Origin of the sequence: Oceanospirillum beijerinckii DSM 7166 (assembly GCF_000422425.1) — a bacterium.
Lineage (GTDB): Bacteria > Pseudomonadota > Gammaproteobacteria > Pseudomonadales > Halomonadaceae > Oceanospirillum > Oceanospirillum beijerinckii.
The window spans coordinates 132,819-154,459 of sequence record NZ_AULT01000011.1 but is presented as its reverse complement, the minus strand read 5'-3'; the positions used below and the strand labels follow the sequence as shown (position 1 = coordinate 154,459).

General features: G+C 48.4%; 21 protein-coding genes. 4 read left to right on the top strand and 17 right to left on the bottom strand.

The features are described 5' to 3' along the window. Nucleotides 1-177, top strand: a 177-nt coding sequence (locus tag H579_RS28495; RefSeq protein WP_211224670.1) for a transposase, incomplete at its 5' end; no start/stop codon positions are given. Between the two features lie 140 nt (nucleotides 178-317). On the opposite strand, the gene H579_RS0105520 is transcribed toward H579_RS28495, so the two are convergent. From H579_RS0105520 to H579_RS0105500, 5 genes are all read right to left on the bottom strand, one after another. After that, nucleotides 318-806: a thioesterase family protein gene (locus H579_RS0105520; RefSeq protein WP_028299852.1), complete on the bottom strand. Its 489-nt coding sequence runs from the start codon at nucleotides 804-806 to the stop codon at nucleotides 318-320. Nucleotides 807-968: 162 nt separating this feature from the next. Next, on the bottom strand, nucleotides 969-1,883 hold the full coding sequence (locus H579_RS0105515) for a DMT family transporter (RefSeq protein WP_211224668.1): 915 nt from the start codon (nucleotides 1,881-1,883) through the stop codon (nucleotides 969-971). A gap of 370 nt (nucleotides 1,884-2,253) precedes the next feature. Beyond that, nucleotides 2,254-3,390 (bottom strand): Na/Pi symporter, encoded by a 1,137-nt coding sequence (locus H579_RS0105510; RefSeq protein ID WP_028299850.1) that lies wholly within the window; start codon nucleotides 3,388-3,390, stop codon nucleotides 2,254-2,256. A 481-nt stretch (nucleotides 3,391-3,871) separates the two neighbouring features. Further along, nucleotides 3,872-4,078 (bottom strand): cold shock domain-containing protein, encoded by a 207-nt coding sequence (locus H579_RS0105505; protein WP_028299849.1) that lies wholly within the window; start codon nucleotides 4,076-4,078, stop codon nucleotides 3,872-3,874. Nucleotides 4,079-4,588: 510 nt separating this feature from the next. Then, nucleotides 4,589-5,434 (bottom strand): putative RNA methyltransferase, encoded by an 846-nt coding sequence (locus tag H579_RS0105500; RefSeq protein ID WP_028299848.1) that lies wholly within the window; start codon nucleotides 5,432-5,434, stop codon nucleotides 4,589-4,591. A 361-nt stretch (nucleotides 5,435-5,795) separates the two neighbouring features. Between H579_RS0105500 and H579_RS0105495 the strand changes: the two genes are divergently transcribed. Both H579_RS0105495 and H579_RS24375 read left to right on the top strand, forming a co-directional pair. Beyond that, the gene (locus H579_RS0105495) at nucleotides 5,796-6,161 is read left to right on the top strand and encodes a DUF2750 domain-containing protein (protein WP_028299847.1); all 366 of its coding nucleotides are present in this window, start codon (nucleotides 5,796-5,798) and stop codon (nucleotides 6,159-6,161) included. Between the two features lie 275 nt (nucleotides 6,162-6,436). Next, complete coding sequence (locus H579_RS24375; RefSeq protein WP_211224667.1) at nucleotides 6,437-6,766, top strand: CBU_0592 family membrane protein; 330 nt, start codon at nucleotides 6,437-6,439, stop codon at nucleotides 6,764-6,766. Between the two features lie 130 nt (nucleotides 6,767-6,896). Here H579_RS24375 and holA read toward each other — a convergent pair whose 3' ends face one another. The 3 genes from holA to leuS all read right to left on the bottom strand — a co-directional run bounded on the left by holA (nucleotide 6,897) and on the right by leuS (nucleotide 11,092). Then, nucleotides 6,897-7,934, bottom strand: a complete 1,038-nt coding sequence (gene holA / locus H579_RS0105485) for a DNA polymerase III subunit delta (protein WP_028299846.1) — start codon at nucleotides 7,932-7,934, stop codon at nucleotides 6,897-6,899. A 162-nt stretch (nucleotides 7,935-8,096) separates the two neighbouring features. Continuing rightward, on the bottom strand, nucleotides 8,097-8,606 hold the full coding sequence (locus H579_RS0105480; RefSeq protein ID WP_028299845.1) for an LPS-assembly lipoprotein LptE: 510 nt from the start codon (nucleotides 8,604-8,606) through the stop codon (nucleotides 8,097-8,099). 35 nt (nucleotides 8,607-8,641) lie between these two features. Then, complete coding sequence (gene leuS / locus H579_RS0105475; RefSeq protein WP_028299844.1) at nucleotides 8,642-11,092, bottom strand: leucine--tRNA ligase; 2,451 nt, start codon at nucleotides 11,090-11,092, stop codon at nucleotides 8,642-8,644. Between the two features lie 582 nt (nucleotides 11,093-11,674). Between leuS and H579_RS0105470 the strand changes: the two genes are divergently transcribed. Next, nucleotides 11,675-12,220, top strand: a complete 546-nt coding sequence (locus tag H579_RS0105470) for a zinc ribbon-containing protein (protein ID WP_028299843.1) — start codon at nucleotides 11,675-11,677, stop codon at nucleotides 12,218-12,220. A gap of 331 nt (nucleotides 12,221-12,551) precedes the next feature. Here H579_RS0105470 and H579_RS27635 read toward each other — a convergent pair whose 3' ends face one another. From H579_RS27635 to H579_RS0105425, 9 genes are all read right to left on the bottom strand, one after another. Next, nucleotides 12,552-13,415 (bottom strand): Tle-like phospholipase domain-containing protein, encoded by an 864-nt coding sequence (locus H579_RS27635; protein WP_051227336.1) that lies wholly within the window; start codon nucleotides 13,413-13,415, stop codon nucleotides 12,552-12,554. 420 nt (nucleotides 13,416-13,835) lie between these two features. Continuing rightward, nucleotides 13,836-15,200 (bottom strand): ATP-binding protein, encoded by a 1,365-nt coding sequence (locus H579_RS0105460; RefSeq protein WP_028299842.1) that lies wholly within the window; start codon nucleotides 15,198-15,200, stop codon nucleotides 13,836-13,838. After that, complete coding sequence (locus tag H579_RS0105455; protein WP_051227335.1) at nucleotides 15,197-15,913, bottom strand: response regulator transcription factor; 717 nt, start codon at nucleotides 15,911-15,913, stop codon at nucleotides 15,197-15,199. The genes H579_RS0105460 and H579_RS0105455 overlap by 4 nt, the downstream gene beginning before the upstream one ends. A 75-nt stretch (nucleotides 15,914-15,988) precedes the next feature. Next, nucleotides 15,989-17,329 carry a tetratricopeptide repeat protein gene (locus H579_RS0105450; RefSeq protein ID WP_169449692.1) on the bottom strand — a complete coding sequence of 447 codons (1,341 nt, stop codon included), beginning with the start codon at nucleotides 17,327-17,329 and terminating at the stop codon, nucleotides 15,989-15,991. Nucleotides 17,330-17,373: 44 nt separating this feature from the next. Beyond that, on the bottom strand, nucleotides 17,374-18,054 hold the full coding sequence (locus tag H579_RS0105445; protein ID WP_028299839.1) for an energy transducer TonB: 681 nt from the start codon (nucleotides 18,052-18,054) through the stop codon (nucleotides 17,374-17,376). Between the two features lie 2 nt (nucleotides 18,055-18,056). Then, nucleotides 18,057-18,461, bottom strand: coding sequence for an ExbD/TolR family protein (locus H579_RS0105440; RefSeq protein WP_028299838.1), 405 nt, complete (start codon nucleotides 18,459-18,461; stop codon nucleotides 18,057-18,059). Next, complete coding sequence (locus H579_RS24365) at nucleotides 18,458-19,045, bottom strand: MotA/TolQ/ExbB proton channel family protein (RefSeq protein WP_051227334.1); 588 nt, start codon at nucleotides 19,043-19,045, stop codon at nucleotides 18,458-18,460. Before H579_RS24365 ends, H579_RS0105440 begins: the two co-directional genes overlap by 4 nt. Beyond that, nucleotides 19,029-20,552 carry a MotA/TolQ/ExbB proton channel family protein gene (locus H579_RS24360; protein WP_102049286.1) on the bottom strand — a complete coding sequence of 508 codons (1,524 nt, stop codon included), beginning with the start codon at nucleotides 20,550-20,552 and terminating at the stop codon, nucleotides 19,029-19,031. Before H579_RS24360 ends, H579_RS24365 begins: the two co-directional genes overlap by 17 nt. Then, the gene (locus H579_RS0105425) at nucleotides 20,549-21,391 is read right to left on the bottom strand and encodes a DUF3450 domain-containing protein (RefSeq protein ID WP_051227333.1); all 843 of its coding nucleotides are present in this window, start codon (nucleotides 21,389-21,391) and stop codon (nucleotides 20,549-20,551) included. Before H579_RS0105425 ends, H579_RS24360 begins: the two co-directional genes overlap by 4 nt. Nucleotides 21,392-21,641 lie beyond the last annotated feature (250 nt).

The window sequence follows — 21,641 nt, the reverse complement described above, 5'->3', positions numbered from 1 at the left end:
ATTATCAGGCGTATCACATCAGACTTAACCAATGCCCGCTTGGAAGGGATGAACAGCCTTTTTCAGGCTGCCCGAGCCAGGGCAAGGGGGTATCGAAATACGGAGAATTTTATCAATATGATTTACCTGATTGGTAGCCCAATAGATGTCCAGGTGCAATCAGGTAAATCCACATGAAACGTCGAAGAGCCTAACTAATACGAGACTGATGAATCGCTGCAGGGAAAGGATTCCCTGCCTTTTAGAGGCTTTTTGTCATCCCTCAGAATCAGCAAAACCCAGTCCCCACCGAATTAATCACTTAACTCATTCAGAGATTACTTACGACGAATACCAATTGTACGGCCGATATTTTCTGGCTTAGGTAGATCAGCCTGTTCAGCAGCCAAAACTTCAATATTAGCCAGAATTTCAGCTGGGAAAGTGCTGCTCTTACGGGCATTTAGATCGACACACATCGCCATCTGCTCAAGAGTTGATGCCAGGTACTCAGTACCATCGTCATTTTGTGCGTACATCTCAAAATAGAAATGCAGACGTTTGCTGTCATGATCCACCAGCTGCATACGCACCTCGATTGGCTGGCCCAACACCACTTCATTGTTATAAGTGATATGGTTTTCCAACACCATCCAGGAGATCCCCGTCTTTTTAGTGACCTCAGCACCCAGGCCAATATTTTTCACCACCTCTTCACCGGCATGATCAAAAATCAGCACATAGTAAGCAACATTCATATGGTCGTTGTAATCCAGCCACTCAGGTTGAATGGTTGTGCGGTAAATCACAGGTGCTTTGTTCGTCATCTTTTATTGTCCTTGCTAAAAACGCTTGTCAGTCCGAGTTTAAAGCACAGAAAGCACCCCCGAAACCCCTGTAGAGCAAACCAGCTGCGTGGCCTGCTGATTTAGATAGTTGTATTAAGCGTGGTTGCAGGTGCCTGAGCAGAGACAATAAAGTCGGCCTGATCAGGCTGGCGTGGTTTTCACCCTCTCTTTCTTTGTATCTTTAGGCTGTCCTTTCCAGTTAGCAATCCCTGCTCCCAGCATCACCAGTCCCAGCGCCAGCAGAATTTCCAACGACCAGTCGCTAACCCCTGCAATCACGAGTGAAATAGCAGTAATCAAAGGGGCGGCGAAACTAAAGCTGGCCAGTAATATTTGATTGCCTCCCTTCATACCGATATCCCATAGGTAAAACGCACCACCGACAGGCCCCAACCCCAACAAGAGAGCGCCCAGCCATTCATTAGCAGACAGTTGCCAGTTCACCGGTTCCAATAGTAAATGGGCAAGCAGAGAGAAACCCGCAACCGCAAGGGATAACCAGCCTACATCTTCGACCTTGCCAGGTACTTTCGACAGATACCAGGAGTAACAGGACCAGATACCGGCACAGCTAAAGGCCAGTACATAACCCAGGGTTTGCTCAGCTGCGGGAAAGTTACTGTTCGCCGCCACTGCATTATCTTTTGACAGGATCAGCAATGCGATACCAACAAAGCCAATACCACCACCGATGAAAGCGATTAAGCGGCTCCCCTGCTGCGCGACAAGCACTGTAAGTAATAATGGCCAAAGGTAAACAATCAAACTGACTTCCAACGCGGGGGCTAGTTTTAATGCTATAAAATAGCAGAAGTGAAAGCCAAACAGCCCCACTATGCCAAACAGCCAGGAACGCGGGCTGAGTTCAGGTTTAACCAACAAGGATTTCTTCTGCATCAGGCGTTGAAATAACATAAGCCCCGCTGAGATTAAAAAGCAGATAAACAGCAACTGAAAGGGTGGTATGCTGGTAGTGGAACTCCCCAGCAGGGCTAAAAGTCCCCACATTAAGACTGCGCCGACACCACAGCCGGTTGCACTTTGTTTTGACATCATTAGGGGTATTTCCTTTTGTTATGATAGTCCAAGGTTTAACCAAGATAAGAGGTAGTTATGTGCTGAAAGGCTGATTTTGATGCTTGGAAAGCCGTTTTTCTCTTGTATGCAGTTTGGAACCGATGAAGGAGTAAACGTGTACTCTTGTGACGATTTCACTTCTGTTAGTGATTGGATAACCTTTGTCTGATACCACACCGCTTCCTACCGATGCCCGCTAAGATAAATTTTAGCATTTAGTTTAGCGGGCTTATTTCACAATAGACTCGTCACCACGATGCGTGTATTGATTAAGGTGTTCGTGCTGAAAATTCATACACATAAGGCCGCTATTACAGCGGCCTTATTTATCTATTGCTATACCGACTGCTTAGGCTGCAACAAAAATTAATGAGCCAGGAAGGAAGAAGAACACAGTCGAAACATAACCAAATGCGATACGGCGTTTTACAGCAGCCAATTCAGCCAGCTTCTCAGCCAGTACCAGTGGCAAGTTACGCAGGAATGGGATACTGAAGATAGTGATTACTGCCAATACGTTGTAGCTCAGGTGTACCGGTGCGATCTGCAGAGCAAACATCGCCATCTCTCCACTGACTGCTGTCGCAGCCAGCAGGGCGGTAATACAGGTACCGATGTTAGCGCCCAGAGTAAACGGGTAGATATCTTTCAGCTTCAGTACGCCGGTGCCTACCAGAGGAACCATCAGACTGGTGGTTGTGGAAGAAGATTGAACCAGTACCGTCACGATACTGCCAGACGCGATACCGCTTACAGGACCACGACCAATGGCACCGTGCAGCATATCTTTTGCACGACCTACCAGGACTTTCTTCAACAGTTTACCGACGTAAGCGACAGAGAAGATGATCAGAGCGATACCCAGAACGATCATAGCAATACCACTGGTTGGCTCAGGCAGTGCAGAGAACAGATCTTTAGTTGCACCCGTTACCGGCTTAATCAGCGGCTTGATAAAATTCATGCTCTTCATGCTCAGAGACTCACCACCGACCAGCAGAGCAGCCAGGTAAGCACTGATTTTTTCCAGCATGCCGAACATCAGCTCCAGTGGCAGGAAGATAATCACCGCCATCAGGTTAAAGAAGTCATGTACCGTTGCTGCAGCAAAGGCACGACGGAATTCATCACGGTTACGAATGTGACCCAGGCTCACAATGGTATTGGTGATAGTGGTGCCGATATTGGCACCCATAATCATTGGGATCGCCATCTCTACCGGTAGGCCACCGGCTACCAGGCCTACAATAATGGACGTTACGGTACTGGAGGACTGGATCAGTGCTGTGGCTACCGTACCGATCATCAGGCCAACAAATGGGTTGGAAGCAAACTCAAACAGTTCTTTAGCATGCCCTGCAGTGGCCCATTTAAAGCCAGTACCGATCATGCCAACGGCGACCAATAGCAGATAAACCAGAGCGGTAATTCCCACCCAGCGGATAAAATTCTGTTGTGTTGTATTTGTGGATGTTGCTGTGTTCATCGCTAAGTCCTGACACAAACCTAATATTTGAGAGCGGATACCTAAGCATCCGGGCTAATAGTTTTTGATGAGGGCATTATCAATTGGCTTTATGACGGAAATATTACAATTGAAACATTGATGACATTTTTTTGACGCATTTATGAAATCTAATGGAAATATTGCTAATCAGGTAACTAGCTGATGTATAAGGCAAAGAGGTCGTATGAATGCGAGAGCTTTATCGCTCCTGGAGGTGGACCTGAGGATAAACTGTGTCGACAGCTGTAGTAATTCTTCGCTATTTCATATGATATTGGCTCAAAGGAAGCGATCGATCACTAACGCCCCTCCATAATTGTGAATAAAAACAACAGGCAAAAAAAAAGCACAATCAAAGATTGTGCTTTTTCCAGCGTTTACCGACTTAGCTTTGCATCAATACTGTTACCAGCAGAGCTTGATCCCAAATCAGTAAAGCTTAAGTCCTTGCGGTCTGATATTACAGAGCGCGGATCTCTTCAGCTTGAGGGCCTTTCTGACCTTGAGTTACAGTGAACTCAACTTGCTGACCTTCTTTCAGAGTTTTGAAGCCTTCACCAACGATCTGACGGAAGTGAGCGAAAACGTCAGGGCCGTTCTCCTGCTGAATGAAACCAAAACCTTTCTCTTCGTTGAACCACTTAACAGTACCAGTCACTTTAGACATGATAATTTCCTATAAACAAATTTTAAAAAATAATTTTAACGTCCCAGTAGGGACAAGGTGGCAGAAACTTATTCGTTAAATTATGAAGTACAGGACGAGACTATTAAGACCGAAAAGCAGGCATAATACACGGCTAAACTTCAAGCCGAGGCCAGAATATAGCGGCCCAAAGTAAAATTCAATCATTATTTCTGTTCTGAAGACTTTTACTGCCAACCTTTTGATAGAGATCAGTTACATGATAGAGGAATTTAGAGAAAATTCTTATTGTTTTCAATGTGTTAAAGCGAAGATCGCAACTTTAGTGATAATTGGGTTCTGATGCACTGAAATAAAAAAATAATATATCGTCTGCCATAGACCCCGTTTTTTCAAGTCGATCTCAGTGGGCGGTCAGATCCACCCAGACCGAAACTCTACCTTGCACCGTCCTGCATTCATAAATAACTTCTGATATTCCTCAGGCACGCTAAAGTAGCGTTTCGGTGCTGTCTATTCTATGGGGAGAAGCTAGTTGTACTGCAACACTCTGAATACCACATCAGCGGTAATATCCAGCTCAGTCAGCGCCTCTGCCGCCTGTTTACCTGCATAGCTGGCACGGTACAGGTGTGGCGTCATTACCATCAAGTCTGTGATCTGCTTTTTATTTAAAGTAGCAGGCTTAAACTGCAGGCTTTTCTCTTCCACTAGCTGATAGCCGTTTTCCAACGCTTGACTGATATCGGGCAGAGGGGTACGACGGACCTCAGGATAGATAAGCTCGCGCAGCTCTATCAGATGCTCTTTACCCGCTTCTGCTAGTACCACGTAGCCGCCGGGTTTCAGCCACTGGGTAAACTTTTCCAGATCGTAAAAGCCAAACATACAGATCAGCATATCCAGCGAATTGGGTGCGACTGGCAGCTGCACATTCGTGCCTACAATCCAGGTGATCTGCTTATTGCGTCGTGCAGCGGCTTGTACCGCCCATTTGGAGATATCCAGGCCGATCAGGTTGTGACCCTCACTCAGTGAAGAGGCCAATTGGTCAAGGTAATAGCCTTCACCACAACCCGCATCAAGAATACTAGCTGCAGACTCTTCAGCAATTAGTGGGCTTACCAGTTGGTTTAACTGCTCAGAAATGGGGTGGTATAAACCCGCATTTAAAAAGTTCTGACGAGCGACAATCATCTCTTTGCTATCGCCTGGGTCTTTCGAGCGTTTTTTCTGTACAGGCAACAGATTGACATAACCCTGACGGGCGATATCAAAACTATGCCCGCTATTGCAGCGCAGACTATTATCCTGCTGGATTAAGGGTTGCTGATCCAATGGACAGATCAGGTTTTGCGCCGTTATCTGGTGTGCCATAGTGAAAAAGAATCCTGAGAGAAATACTGTTTGATTCAGTTTGTTTGAGCTCATTGTTTGAGCCAAAACAGCAAAAATCAGCAGGCAATCTAGGCTTTTAATGCAACAAGGTCAAGAATGTGCGTAATTTCAGTAGAAATTCTGACAAAGCGTGCTAATCTGGCGGCAATGAGGCTATTTAGCCGATACTTAACTGCTCAGTCTGGCGCGGCCAGTCTTTTGTTCTGAGCAGATGTACATCGCTTTAATCACCAGACAGAACCTTTCCGATAAAAACCATCCATCAAGGCGGGCAAAAAGAAAGGTTGTGTATGGCTATGACTCTTCAGCTGAGTGCTGATCTAATCTTGGTGGATTTATTATGACACGTCTGACCGATAATCTGGATGATAATAGTGCTCTGTTTATTGAAGAGATTCGCTTTAATGGCGAGGTCTGGGGTATTGAATCGGATGATGGCTGGGTGATTGTTGACTCTCAGGAATTCGAAGATACTGATGTGATTCCGTTTTGGTCCGATAAGGAAGATGCCGAAGTACACTGTGTGGAAGAATGGGCAGATTATCAGGTCACTAAGATTGAGATCGAAGAATTTGTGCAAGAGTGGTTGCCAGAACTGGATCAGGACGGTGTTCTGATCGGCACTAATTGGAATGCCGATCTGGAAGGCTTTGAGGTTGAGCCGTTACAACTGGCAGAGTCCCTGGCTGGTGTGGATGCGGACTAACGCTGCTACTCAATGGTCACGGCACAGTTGATTGGCTTCACAAATGATTCTTTGAATAATTTAAAACCTGTGTTAATGCTTAATTTTTCATCAATGGGCAGCAGTCTTTTACTTGCTCAAACATAACAACTTCGCTATAACATTGAAAAGCCTCCTGGCGTTAGACCTCTGGTCAACACGCAAGGGGGCTTTTTTTCGGTCTGCTGTTTTTGATTTATGGCTCTTAGGTCTTTGTTTTATGAATCAAGAAACGGCAAGAGCAGAGGCAAAAAGAGATGAGTTATACGTGGTTTGATCTGGTAGGTAACCTGGGAGTATTTCTGGTGGTGCTGGCGTTTTATCTGTTACAGACAGAGCGCTTAAACAGCAGGGATATTCGCTATTCCCTGTTGAACCTGACCGGGGCTATCCTGTTATTGATCTCCCTGCTGGTAAACTGGAACCTGTCTTCGGTGATTATTGAGCTGTTCTGGATTGCGATTAGCCTGATTGGCATTGTGCGTCACGTTTCAATCTCAAAGGCGTCAAAACAGAAAGCGTCAACACCAAAAGCTCCAAAGCCTAAAGAGTCAAAGCCTGAAACAGGTGTGGTCAGTACTCCTTGATGCTTTGAGAGGCCTGAGTGTAGGGCGATTAAAGCCAAAAAAGCATGCCTTAAACTCTCTGGCGCATGCGTAGAAAAACAAACTGCCAGCGCAAGGGTGGCAGTTTAGCGTCGTATTTGATGGAATCAATTTAGCGCTTAAAAGCCTGAAAGCCGCTAAAACTGAGGCACAACTGGCTTAACAAAGGCCAGCTATCTCCTTTTTCCAAACCTTTAATCTTACGGTCCACCTGCTCAGCTTGCTGTAACAGTTGATGCAGTTGTTTCGGCGAATGCTGACGCAGGGCTTGCTGATAAAGCGGTTTGCGTTTATCCCAGATTCTTAACTCACGGCAGATACGATCAAAGGATTGGCCCTGATCGGTTCTGTGTTTCAGTGTAATCAGCTGGCGTAATTCCCGCGCAATACCCCACAGCAGAATCGGTGCTTCCACGCCTTCGCCCTTTAAGCCGGTGAGAATACGACTGGTGCGTACCGGGTCGGCCTGTAACAGGGCATCGGTCAGGGTAAAGACATCAAAACGAGAGCTATCGTGTACCGCGTTGAGTACCGCCTGATCATCCAGATGGGATTGATCAGGATAAAGCAGACGCAGTTTCTGGATTTCCTGGTCGCAAGCCAACAGATTACCTTCGACCCGTTGAGCCAATAACGAAACCGCTTCAGGTGTGGCCTGAAAACCCGCTTTACGCAGGCGATGGGTGATCCAGCCCGGCAGGCGTTGTGCATCCACTGGCCATACCGGCACATAAACACCGACAGCATCCAGTGACTTAAACCACTTGCTGTTAGTGGACGAGCCTTCCAGCTTACCTGAGATAATCAGCAAGGTATTGTCACTCTGGCCTTTATTATCCGAGATGTTTTTAGCGTAGGCTTGCAGTGCCAGGCTGCCTTCTTTACCCGGTTTGCCGGATGGCATATGCAGCTCGATCAGTTTATGACTGGCAAACAGACTCATGCTGGCACTGGCATCGTGCAGGGTGGACCACTGGAAACTGTTATCTACATGGTGAACTTCGCGCTCTTCGGCACCCATGGCACGCACTGCGGCACGGACCTGATCACAGGCTTCACGCATCTGCAGGGGCTCATCACCGGCGATAAAGTAGATCGCTTTCATGCCGGACTTAAATTGATCCGGCAGCTTATCTGCAAAAACTTTCATGCTGTTATATCCGTGAACGCTTCAAGATCCAAAAAAAGGGCTGAAAAGCCTTATCGTGGGGTTGTTAAAACGCTGGTGCTAATCAATAAAGCGCTAGCCAATCAAAGCCTAGCGCTTATTAAAGCTGCTAAAGTCTCTTTCACAAACTCTGTAGTGTCAGGCTCAGGGCTGATCTTGTTCAGGTTTAGGAAGTTGAGTCTGACTCAACTGACGGCTTATGCGGCTGGCCAGATCACGTTCCATTTCAAATCTCAGTGCTGCAATATCGCTGGCTTCACTATAGAGATTGTCGTTACTGGTATAGGCTCGTGATGTCCTTAGTGTACGTAACGCTGTGACCGCTTTACCGGCTTTATTCAGTAGCTGGAAATCAACTTCAGACTGCAGATCATAACTGCTGGCACCGGAGGTATAGGTCGTCTGCTTCTTGCTATGACGCACTTCAGACAGCCATAGACGCCAATGGGCGTTTTCCGTCTGATCATCTAACACTACACCGCCCTGACGCAGCTGGGTAGAGAGCGCATTATAAAGTGTATTGGCTTGGGATGAGAGGTGAAGCGGCGAGAGTTCAGCCGGAAAACCGGCTGACCCTCGTAGCTGAAAGCCGCAGCTGCTGACAAGCAATGCCAGTAAAACTGCCGCTGACCCCTTAGTTATAATCCTAAACATCTGCTAATGCAAATCCTTGTCGGTACTAAGGGTGATTAGTTAGCCACAATGTTGACCAGTTTACCTGGCACAACAATGACTTTACGGATGGTGACACCTTCCAGGAACTTAGCCACTTTTTCGTCGGCTTTGGCGACTTCCTCAACAGCATCTTTTGGCGTATCTGCAGCGACTTCGATCTTGCTACGCACTTTACCGTTTACCTGAACCACCATCTGGATGGAGTCACGAGCCAGGGCTTTTTCATCCACAGTTGGCCAGGCAGTGTCGATCACGGCATCTTCATGACCCAGCATCTGCCACAGGGTATGTGCAATATGCGGAACCATCGGCGACAGCATCACAACGCAAGCTTCGATCGCTTCGTGTTGAACCGCACGCATCTCATCGCTGGAGTCGTTCACTTTAATGATGGCGTTGCTCAGCTCCATCACTGCAGCAATTGCAGTATTGAAAGTCAGACGACGCTCCATATCATCACTGATCTTAGCGATAGTTTCGTGAGTCTTACGACGCAGCTCTTTCTGTTTGTCGTTCAGTGCTTCTGGGTTCAGTACCGGTACTGGGCCTGCATCTACATGGGTCTGTACCATTTTCCACAGACGCTTCAGGAAGCGGTTAGAACCCTCCACACCAGAATCAGACCATTCCAGAGATTGTTCTGGCGGTGCTGCAAACATGATAAACAGACGTACGGTATCGGCACCGTATTTCTGAATCAGTTCCTGTGGGTCAACGGTATTACCCTTGGATTTGGACATCTTGCTACCGTCTTTCAGCACCATGCCCTGGGTCAGCAGACGCTGGAACGGCTCATCAGAGTTCACCAGACCTTCGTCACGCAGCAGTTTGTGGTAGAAACGGCTGTACAGCAGATGCAGAATCGCATGCTCAATACCGCCGATATAGTGGTTTACTGGTGTCCAGTAATCCGCTTCAGAATCCAGCATCGCTTCGTTCTGGTTACGACAAGCGTAACGGGCGTAGTACCAGGAAGACTCCATAAAGGTGTCGAAGGTATCGGTTTCACGGGTTGCTGCGCCACCACACTTAGGACAGGTAGTTTCGTAGAACTCAGGCATCTTCTTAATTGGAGAGCCTACACCATCGAAATCAACGTCTTCAGGCAGTACCACTGGCAGTTGATCTTCAGGTACAGGAACGTCGCCACAGCTGTCACAGCTGATCATAGGGATTGGCGCGCCCCAGTAACGCTGACGGGATACACCCCAGTCACGCAAACGGTAGTTGATGGTGATCTTGCCTTTACCTTCGCTTTCCAGCTTGGCCGCAATCGCATCAAACGCCGCTTCAAATTCCAGACCGCTAAACTCACCAGAGTTCACCAGACGGCCTTTTTCGGTATAGGCTTCTTTGCTCAGATCAACTTCAGCGTCATCTGTTGCTTCGATTACCTGTTCGATATCCAGACCGTATTTAGTCGCGAACTCCCAGTCGCGCTGATCGTGACCCGGAACCGCCATTACTGCGCCTGAGCCGTAATCCATCAGTACAAAGTTAGCCACCATTACCGGTACTTCACGGCCGGTCAGCGGATGGATCGCGGTAAAGCCCGTAGGCAACCCTTTTTTCTCCATCGTCGCCATATCGGCTTCGGCCACTTTCGTGTGCTTACACTCTTCAACAAACGCTGCCAGTTCAGCATTGTTCTCAGCCGCTTCCAGAGACAGTGGGTGCTGAGCCGCGACCGCTACGTATGTGACACCCATCAGAGTGTCTGGACGGGTGGTAAATACTTCCAGCTCTTCTGCACGGTCTTTCAGGCCGAAACGCAGTTCAACACCACGGGATTTACCAATCCAGTTGCGCTGCATGGTTTTAACCTGCTCAGGCCAGTCAACCTTGTCCAGGTCGTCCAGCAGCTGATCCGCGTAATCGGTAATCTTCAGGAACCACTGAGGAATCTCACGACGCTCAACCTCAGTGTCACAACGCCAGCAGCAACCATCGATCACCTGCTCGTTGGCCAGAACGGTCATATCGTGCGGACACCAGTTCACCGCAGAGGTCTTCTTATAGACCAAACCTTTTTCGAATAAACGGGTGAAGAACCACTGCTCCCAGCGGTAGTACTCTGGGTGACAGGTGGCGATTTCACGATCCCAGTCGTAAGCAAAGCCCAGTTGCTTCAGCTGGTCACGCATGTAATCGATGTTTTCGTAGGTCCATTTGGCCGGAGCGACGTTGTTTTTGATCGCCGCATTTTCAGCAGGCAGACCAAACGCATCCCAGCCCATAGGCTGCAGCACGTTTTTACCACGCAGTCGCTGATAACGGGACAGTACATCACCAATGGTGTAGTTACGTACGTGACCCATGTGTAGCTTACCACTTGGGTACGGGAACATAGACAGGCAGTAGAATTTTTCACGGTTAGCATCTTCTACCGCTTTAAAACACTGGTTCTTTTCCCAGAAAGCCTGCGCTTCCTGTTCGATCTTATGGGGAGTGTACTGTTCGTCCATTGCGGTCAGGTTACCTTGCAATTCTGGTTTGTAACCAGAAGGGTTAACAAATAGCTCCGGGTTGTCTCGGGCCGATACGCTCAGCTTAATGGGCTTATTTAACAAAGCGGTTAAAGACCATTAAGGGTTATTCAGTGAGCAGGCCTAAGCTGACAAGCCAGAAAAATCTTGATGAATTAAAACAGACAAGTTTACCTCAGACCGGGGCTAACAGGTAGTGTCGCCCTTATGCTTTCTCCGCTATTTCATCCTTATGGTGCACTGTTTTGTGCTATGCAAAAAAGTAGACGCTTCAAATGAGATCAACACATGATTAAATCCTATCGGCCGACTGTCATCTCCTTTGGTCGATAAACAGATAAATAAAAGAGCATTTACTAATAAAAGCAAACTGTTAGAGCAATAAAGGCTGTTCAGGGATGACAGGCCAGGTGAATTAGTGAATACTCAAACTTATACTATTTCGATATGCACTTACAACGAACGACGTAACAGCGTTGCGGCAGGATTTATCGAACATCAGCCGGATAGCTATTAATATGACCTTTGTTGAGGTGTTTAGTGTGTATGCCAGGAGGTGTTATGTCTGATCAGCCGAAAAATGAGATTCGTGAGGATAAACTGGTCCGTCACTATGACAGCGCTTTATCCCGTATTGAAGGGCGTTTGGCCGATGTGGAGATCAAAACCCTTGAAGCACTGCAGCAGGAAGTCAAAGACGCTGTTGAGTTTGAGCAAGGCGTTGAGCGTTTAACCAAAGATGAGATTGCACTATTAACAGCCTGGCTCTCAAGAGATCTGGAGCACCTGGGGAGTTTTGTCAGTAGTACAGGCCGTGGTCTGGGGGAATGGCTCAATATTGATTTGAGTGCATTGGAACTCTCATTGGTCCGTGCTCTACAATCTGTTGCAGATAAAACCCGACTGGATCAGCTGGAGCTGGAGCAGAAGCTGGAAAGCGATATGGGCACTTATCTGGAAGGCGAGCTGGCAACTGCAGGCACCTTTGCCTGCACCAATTGCGATAAGATGGTGGTGGTGACTCAGACCAAGCCCATTGAACGTTGCCACCGTTGTGACAATCATATCTTCCACCGCGTCAGCCAGTTTCACGGTATGAGCGAGTAAGCTGTAACACTTTTCAACGACAGCTTTTCATCTCTGCCCCAAGAGCGGTTAGGGACTATTCAAAATAGCCTGTTACCGCTCTTTTCCCTTACTTAAGCCAATCCCGTGGTATTTTAGGGCGCTTATAATATCAAGGCCTGTTGATACGTTGCATTTAAGCAACTGATTCAAGTTTGTCCCTCAACAACTTGAATCAGTCGCTTATTTTGCAGAACAAATTGGACAACCTATTGTTGTGATTTTATAGGTGCAAGTTAATCGATTCGAGGGCAGCACTTATCGCTTGTCAACATCAATGGCCCTAAATAGGCAGTGCACGACTGGGTATGGATCAGGCAATAAATGCCATATCTTCCAGCTGATAAGTGAAGACGTGCCAGGCGTGATTCAGCAGGGCTTCAGCCTGTTCCGCGATAAAGGTGTCATCTGGTACCAGCCAGCCACCAAAGTCCGCTCTGTCATCAACCCCTTCCAGCCAATAGGTTTCACCATACTGGCGTTGCTCTACGACGACACCTGCCAGCTCAGAGCCTAAAGTTGAGCGATCCATCTGGCCGTTATGGTCACTTAGAAAATCACCTTTAACATTGAAATTGGTGATTGCAGAGGCATTGGAGGTATCAAGTTGCAGGTTTTCAATGGTACGGGCTGATAAACCAGCAGCGTCAAAAACAATGGCCTCCTCACCTGTGGCTAAAGCCGCTGCGGTGGCCAGACCACCTCCCAGGCTATGGCCGGTAAAAGAGAGTTCAATCGCGGCTTCACCTTGCAGACCATTATCCTGATTGTATTGATTAACACTGACCTGTAGCTCTTTTGCCAGGTCAACTGCTTGCTCGTATTGCTCAGACTGACCAAAAGCCTGCTCAATATCTTCAGCCCAATCGACGGCAGAGAGGGGTTCTGTGCCCCGGAAAGCCAAGACTAAGTCACCGTCATCTTCTTCAAACAGAACATAGTCCAGACCTTCGCTACCAATCCAGTCGATATAGCTGCCACCGTTCTCAATTCTGTGGTAATTCTCGGTGGTAAAGTCCTGGGCTTTAATATCGGAAATACCCGTGAATACATTCAGGGCCACATTGACGACAAGATAATCATCCCAGTCGTAAGTCTGAGAAGCCAAGCGGGCGAAATCCAGTGACTGTTGATACTTTTCCTGAGAAAGACCGGAAGGTAGGGTGTTTGTGCTCATGAGTGCTAACTCCTTGTCTGCATATGCAGTATTAGCCAGGCAGAAAATCATCAGGTTCAGAATTAAACCGATGATGGGACTACCTGATATTGTTTTTATTTTCGCCGATAAAGTTATTCGAGCATTTACAGGAGTCAACACAGAAAGACGCAAGTTAAGTTGAAAAAGTAGCATTTTGATGACAATTGCGTTTTAAACAATATTAAAAAATCGTTGCAATCAAGCTGTTATAAACCAAAAAATAAAACAGGTGTTTGACAAGAAATAATTAAATATTCGCATAATTAATTTTGGTATATCGATATCTTCTCTTAAGTGTTTTTTTATGTTTCAACTTTTTACGCTGTTAGTGAGGGTAGCAACCCAGACTGTGAGGATTCAGCTTAATGTATAAAACAGAGCGCTAAGTAATGAGAAAAGTTATCCCTGTATGACTGTACCCAAAGGAGATAAAGGCAGTTGCAGTGTCATCACTAAGCCACCTTCAGGTGCATTGTGAGCACTGAGCTCGCCGCCTAAACGTTGTGTTTGTTTTCTGGCCAGAGCCAAGCCTAAACCAAAGCCGCCCTTTTTGCGCATACGGGCTTTATCCAGGCGATAAAACGGTTGAAAGATCTGCTCCAGTTTATCTTCTGGGACACCGGGGCCTTGATCTCTGATTTGGATATGCAGTGTATGCTCACTTTGTTGAACACTGACAAAAAGCACGCCTTGTTCCGGGCTATGCATTAAACCGTTGCGGATAATATTCTCAATGGCCTGACTGAGTGCCAGGGTATGGCTGTTGTGTAGCAGGATCCCTGCGGGATAGTTGCGTTGGATGCTCAGTTGAGGAAATTCAAACTCGGCATCGTCGCAGATCAGATCCAGCAGCAGGCTCAGCTGCACAGCTTCCTGATGTTGAGGACTCAGGGTTTGGCTATGTTCGCTGTCCAGCCAGGCTAAAGTCATAGTCTCCTCGACCAACTGGTTAGTCAGGGCAATTTCCCGTTGTATACGCTGTTTTTGCTCTTCAGCAGTTAAATCATGACTGTCCAACGCCAGACTCATACGAGCCAAAGGTGCGCGCAGTTCATGGGATAGATCTCCAATCATTTGGCGTTGGGAGCTGATGAGTGCATTAATACGATCAGTCATGGTATCGAAAGTCTGGGCCAGTTGCGCCAGTTCATCTTTGCGCTTACCCAGTTGTGGTGCCACGGCTTGATTGAACTCCCCTCGGGATAGAGCTTGAGACGCAGCTTGCAGAATATTGATCGGGCGAATCAGGTGTTGATAGAGCCGGTGAATAAAGACCAGCATAAGCAACATAGGTAACACCAGTGCCAGAGAGATATGCACTAAGCTCAGATTGGGTTTAGGGTGCATGCTCTGCGGTAAACGAATGACAAAACTGGCAGGGTGGTTTTGGAAATGAATCCCAATAATCACCTGTTGCCATTGAGAGTGCACCGGCCATTGAATTTTGCGTTGAAAGCTCAGTTGGCTGAGTTGATCCTTAGGCACCTGAGTACCGAGCAAAGCAACCTGTTCATGGCTCAGAACCGCGGCCCAGGTCTTGTGCTGACGCTCCAATTGGTTAAAGAAAGTTTCAGCACCCGCCTGATCGTTAGTTGTATAAAGGGCTTCAGCCTGACGGGCGTAATCCAGTAATTGCTGCTGATGAGCAGGAGAGATCTCTGTAAGCTGATGCTGCAACTTTTCATCTACTCGATGTAGCGCAGCAAACAGCAGGAGAGCCAAGCAGGAAGACAGTGCCAGCAGCAGGTACAATCGTTTAGTCATTGGTAGCGATATCCCTGACCCCGTATGGTACGAATCAGGCTACTGCCCGGTAATACCTGTTTGATCTTTTGCCTCAGGTTGCTGATATGCATATCCAGACTACGGTCATAACGGCTATAGGAACGATTTAAGACCGTTTGATATAGGTAAGGGCGACTTAAAGTCTCTTCCGGGTTTTTCATCAGCTGCCACAGCAGTTCAAACTCAATAGGTGTGACATCAATGCGCTGTTGATAAATGCACAGGCTTTTTTCCAGGCGGTTCAGGCGCAGCTCATCAATGCACAGTTGCGCCGGATTACTGCTTTTGGCTTCCTGATAGCAACGGCGCAGTATCGCTGCCATACGTACTTCCAGCTCCTGCATACTGAAGGGTTTTGGCAGGTAATCGTCGGCCCCTGTATTAAAACCGTTGATGCGGTCCTGCTCACCGCCACAGGCGGATAAAACGATAACCGGGGTATTTTTATGTTTGCGCAGTCGACTGAGCAGGGTAAGGCCATCCAGCTCTGGTAGCATCACATCCAGCAGGATCAGTTGAAACGATTCTGCTACGGCTTGGGTGAGCCCGCTTTCACCATCAAAACACTGCTCGACCTGATAACCTTTGTTGGCCAGATTGTCCGCCACCAGCTGGCTGACCTGAGGGTCGTCCTCAATTAACAACACGCGGATGTTCTTTTGTAGCAAGCTGGCAGAGGTCATCGCATTCATGGTTCTGTCTTATCTGATCAGTTGTTAAGGGTTGGCGGTTGTTAAGGATTGCCTGCCGTGTGCTGTCGCTGCGAGTTAGCTACTGTGTGCTGTTGCAGCAAGATAGTTCAGCCATTGTTTCGCCCCCTGTTTACTGCCATCTTCTTTTAATGCCAGTTGGAACTGTTGGTTGGCTTTATCCCGTTCCTCCAGCTGCACCAGTGTGATGCCGTGCAGCAGCAGAATATCGCCATAATTATTAGGTGACATCGCCAGCAACTGCTTCAGACTGCGCTCGGCTTTGTGCCACTGCTGCTGTCGGATCTGCAGCTGAGCCAACTGTTGTAGCAGTTGAGGTTCAGGCTGCACCCTGGCCAATTGGTGTAACACTGCTTCTGCCTGAGGTAAGGCTTTGGCACGAATCCACAACTGGGCCAAGCGACGTTGCTGTGTAAGCTGTTCTTGGCCAAACGGCTGTAATATTGGCTGCTTCAGCCCCTGCTCCAGCACCTGAGCGGCTTTATAAGGTAAGCCATTGGCATTCAGCCATTGGCTTAACAGCTGATAATCAGAGTACTGATTAAACAACTGGCGTTCATAGGCCATGCGCAGGGTCGCCAGAGCTACACTGCCTGCCTTGCGTACTTTATTACTGGAGGCTTGTTTAGAGGCTTTATTCGCTGCTTTTTTAGACGATAGGGAGCTTTGATACTGCAGCAGTGCCAGCTGACGCCATTGGCTCATGGTATCGGCTTCACGGCCAACCACAATTTTTTGCACCTTAATGGCTTGTGGCCATTGCTCTAGACGGCTGTGCAGACCCACTAACATCTTGTACCAACTGGTTGGCACTTTGGCGGTCATCTCAACGGCTTTCTGTGCATTGGGCAGCGCTTTGGCCCACTTTTCCTGCTGGCTATAAGCCTGAGCTAATACCAGATAGTGGCGGGCTTTGTGTTCGGTAACTGGGGTTTTACTTAACCAATCTTCAAACAGAGGAATCCCTTTTTTGTACTCCTCTTGCTGTAGCATCAGCTGAGCTATAATGCCTTGTAAGCTAAGCTGCTCCTGCTCGGGCAGTTGTTCGAGCTGCCAGGCTTTTTTCAGGGCAGGCAGAGCGGCTTCGTAGTTGGCTTCCTGTAACTCAACCTGAGCCAGACTGCGCCATAACATCGCTTCCAGCAGTGGACGGGGTTCCGACTTTAAGTGACGCTGGATTGTCTTTTTCGCTTCCTGCCAGCGGGCTTCCACCTGCAGACTTTGCACCTGTTGGATGCGTTTATACTCACCCGGACTGAGGCGCTGATCTTCTGCCTGAGCGGTCAGAGGGGCGCTTAATAACAGGGTTAGCGCTGCAACAGACAGTAGGCGTTTGATTGTAAAGCGCTGCATCACAGCTGCCAGGTCTGCCGCTACCCGTGTTTTCTTAGCTGTCATAATCTTTTCCATCTGTTTGGCTTAAGCGTGCACAAAGGCCTGCATTATTTCTCTAGTTTGAAAACCAGGGTTTGGCGGGCTGGGAAAGCCACCGCTTTTCCTGCAATGATTTTAGGTTGGAAACGCCAGCGAGCCAGAGCACGAAGACTGCTGCGGTCAAAAACGCCCTGGGGTTGGGATTTGATGATGCGAATCGAGTCTTGCACGATTTCACCATCCGGGCCGACGGTAAACTCCACCACCACTTCACCTTCGATGCCTCGTCTAACCGCTTTTCGAGGATAACGAGGATCGACACGTCTCAGAGGTGTGGGGTTATTCACAATGCTTAACTCAGGTTGTCCGATCTGCGCAGGCTCCGCCGGTTGGAACTGACTGAGATCCACATCCAACTGAAAGTCGCTATCAACCGTGACCTGGGGAATATCCACATCCAGATTTAATGCCGTCGGTGAGCTGGAGACCTGAGGTGTGGAGGTCCGCATCTTAGGCATTGCCGGTTGTTCCGGCTGCTCTTCCGGTGGTTTGGGCTTGTCGCGGTGGCGTAGAGCCAGTTCGCTTTCTTCAGGCAGTGGGACCAGATGCAGGGCCAGATTCTCATCTTCCGGCAGAGCTCTGATTTGATCCATCTGTACCATCCCGGCCAGCAGCACAAAAAACACACCCGCCAGTGTAATACCCAGCGGTACAAGGAGCAGAAAACGGACTGAGGCACTTTTAATCATGATTAATCCGAGCTTTTGGTCGCCACTGTGTATTGCACGCCAGCCAGACGCAGCTGATCGATCAACTGAACCAGATCACCGGTAGTACTTTTACTGTCGGCCTGAACCACAACGCTTAATCCAGGCTGTTCAGCACGCAAGCGCTCCAGTACCGGGCGAACCATACGCACGTCGGTGGCTTTACGATCCAGCCAGATCTGTCCCTGAGCCGAAATAGCGATCATCACCACACTTTGAGTTTGTTCGCTGCTGGTTTGGGAAGAGGGGCGATTCACCTCAATACCTGATTCGCGTACAAAAGAAGTGGAGACAATAAAAAAGATCAACATGATAAAAACCACGTCCAGCATAGGCGTCATATCAATGCCGGCGTCGTCCTGGGTTTGGGTAAACTGAATCCGCCTCATGAGCGAGAATCCTTCTGCAGATGGGGATGGCTGACGTTGTTAGAGGCTTGGGCCAATAGAATCGGTAGCTGTTCGCTTTTACGATCACTCCAGCTTTTCAGGTGGCTGTACAGCAGTAAACCGGTCACAGAAATGGCCATACCTGCCAGAGTCGGTAGGGTGGCGCTGGCGATACCGGCGGCCATTAATCTGGGGTTGCCTGTACCGTTGACGGCCAGGGCATCGAACACCTGGATCATGCCGGATACGGTACCCAGCAAACCCAGCAAAGGACACATGGCGATCAGGGTGCGTATCAGAGGTAAGCGCTGCTGAATAGCCAGACGCAGATCACAGCACACACTCTGTTGCCACCAGGGCGCAAAGCAACCCTGAGGTTTTTGCGCCAAAGTGCCATAGCTGCTGCGCAGCAGGCTGGAAAATGTGATCCAACGGAACCAGTAGCGCTCAGCTAATAGAGTAAATAACAGCATGCACAGCAGACCGATCAGGCTCATCACCCAACCGCCTGCCTGCAGAAACTGCTCTAGCGTGAGCTGGTGCTGCTGTAGATAGAAAAGCAGATCATCAAACCAGGGCTTCACCGCTAGTCTCCCCTTTTCTGACCTGTCCGGTTTGTGCGGCTACCCTGTCTGCTTTTGTCTGCTCATAATGAGTCGTCGCAGTATTTGCCAGCACTGGCATGTTGTTTAGCTGAGCAAGACTTTTCTCCTGCAGTAGCATCAGTAGATTGCGGCTCTGACTACTCAGCAGGCCGTGGCAGAATAGCATCGGCAGTGCCACGATCAGACCAAACACTGTGGTGATCAAGGCCTGGGAGATACCGCCCGCCATCAGCTTAGGATCGCTGGTGCCAAACAGGGTGATACTCTGGAAGGTGCCTATCATACCGGTCACTGTTCCCAACAGGCCTAACAGCGGTGCTGCAGCGGCCAGCAGTTTAAGAATGGATTGACCGGATTCCAGTTTTGGCAGCTCTTTTAATAACGCTTCATCTAAACGATTATGCAGCTGCTCCAGAGTGTAGCGTCCCTGACAGGCATGAAGGATACGACCCAGAGGATTGTTTGCCTGCGGTTCTGAGTTTTTCAATTGGCCACGGATTTTTACACGGGTAATGGTCAATGCCAGTAATTTCCAGGCTGCAGTTAACAGGCCTAAAACACCCAGCGCCAAAATGATATAACCCACATAACCGCCTTTATGGATCTGTTGTTCCAGCGTGGGTTTCTGACCCAGCAGAGACAACAGCTGGCCTGAGCTGATATCCACCAGGGCATGATCCCCCTGACCTTGGGCAAAGGCTTTGGCGTTTAGCTGTGCCTGCTGATCGGGCTGGCCGGCCAGTACACTCAGTTGCTGCTGTTGAGGATTCCAATTAAGGAATTGCCCCTGGCTATTGATGGCGTTAAAAACACCGATTCTTACAACCTGTTGCGGGGTAAACTGACCATTCGTATCGGCAACCTGAGTCTCAAAACGGGTGATTTTGCCTGAGTGAGTCATCTCATGTTGCAACTGGAACCATAAGGTTTGCAGCTTATCCATACCGGGAATCGCTTTTGAACCGGCGAACGCCAGGGAGTCTTCCCGCTCTGGATATTGGGCATTCACCAGGGATTGATGCAGCAGCTCTTTGAGTTCTCCGGATTGTTCCTTAACTACGCCAAACACTTCACCCAGTTGTCCTGTGCGCTGCTTAAGCAGCGTCTCCAGCTCACTTAACTGATCTTCCTGCTGATCAAACAGGGTTTTCAGCGCGTTTTGATGGGCTTCCGCCTGCTGCAAACGTTGCTGGGCGGCTGTTAAATCCGCTTGTTGCTGGGCTTTGCTCTGGTTGAAGTCGTTAACGCGTGCCTGATCTTGTTGCTGGTCGGCACGGGTAAAGCTTTGGACTTCTTTTAACAGGTTATCCAGATTCGCATTTTGCGCCTGAGCCGGGGTTATCGTCAGAGGCACAGCCAAAAGTGCCGCGACTGCCAAGGGTTTTAAAGCCTGTTTAAAGCCTTGCTGAATACGATGTTCAATACTTTGGCGAAAACGAGGTTTTAGAAAACCAGGCATTAGAGAGTGACGTTGAAAAAGGCTCATGCATCCTTCTCCTGAACAGAGGGTAGAGGCAGATTAAGTAGGTCTGGGATCACCTGTTGGCGGGCCATCTTGATAGCCTGTTTTAGTACGGGAGCATCTTCGCGTCCCAGGGCTTGCCACTCTTGTTGCTGTGGCTGCCATAAGGCGTTGATCTGACCATCGGCGGATTGGAAGTACAGAGCCACACGGCCCAGGCGCAGGAAGGTGACCTGACGCTCGCCTTGAGTGGTTTTTACACTGCCCTCATAGGCTTCCAGAGTGCGACCGTAGTCGATCTCAATACGGTAGGCTTGCAGAATCTGACGGTATTTCTCTGCCAGGCTAACATCCGCGCGATCCATAAGTGTATTAAGGCGCTGGACTCTATCCTGACGTTCCTGTTGCAGGAATGGCGTGTCGCTGTCCACAAAACGGTCCAGCATTTCGACCATGCGTACCAGCATAGGTAGCAGAGCCTGATCGGTATCTTCAATGGAATTAATCTGCTGTTGCAGACTATTCAGTTCACCCTGTTGGCTATTCACTAAGCGCTGTAGCTGACGGTTATAGGCTTCTGTCGTTTCTGCCTGACGCAAGACCTGCTGATATTCCTGATACAGCTCCAGAGTGTCAGACTCTAAACGATCAATCTGTTTTTGACGCTTTTCACTTTGCTGATGGCTTTTAACGACCTGCTTTTCGCCTTGGCTTAACGGGTCGTTAGCAGCCAGACTCGGTTGGGCATAAGTAAAAAGGATGGCACTCAGTAACGGCGTCAAACGACGCACCAGCTTATAAGTGCCTCTACGCTTTTTAGCCGCCATAGGTGATAAGACTGCTTGAGGCTGACGGATGGGCATGGGGCAAATATCCATTTAGATACAGTTAACTTTAGACAAAATGCAAATCATTGTCATTACCGATGCTGGAAACGCCATTATCTTTACGTTTTTTACAGATTCAGACATGGGACAGTAGATGGCAAATATGCGGCCATTTTAAATTAATGAAAATTATTATCAATTGTATTTTCAGAAGTATTGCTAAGGTATGCCAGTGTTGCTGAAAAAAAATAAATGCCTGTATACATCAGTATTGCTGTAAGGGAGC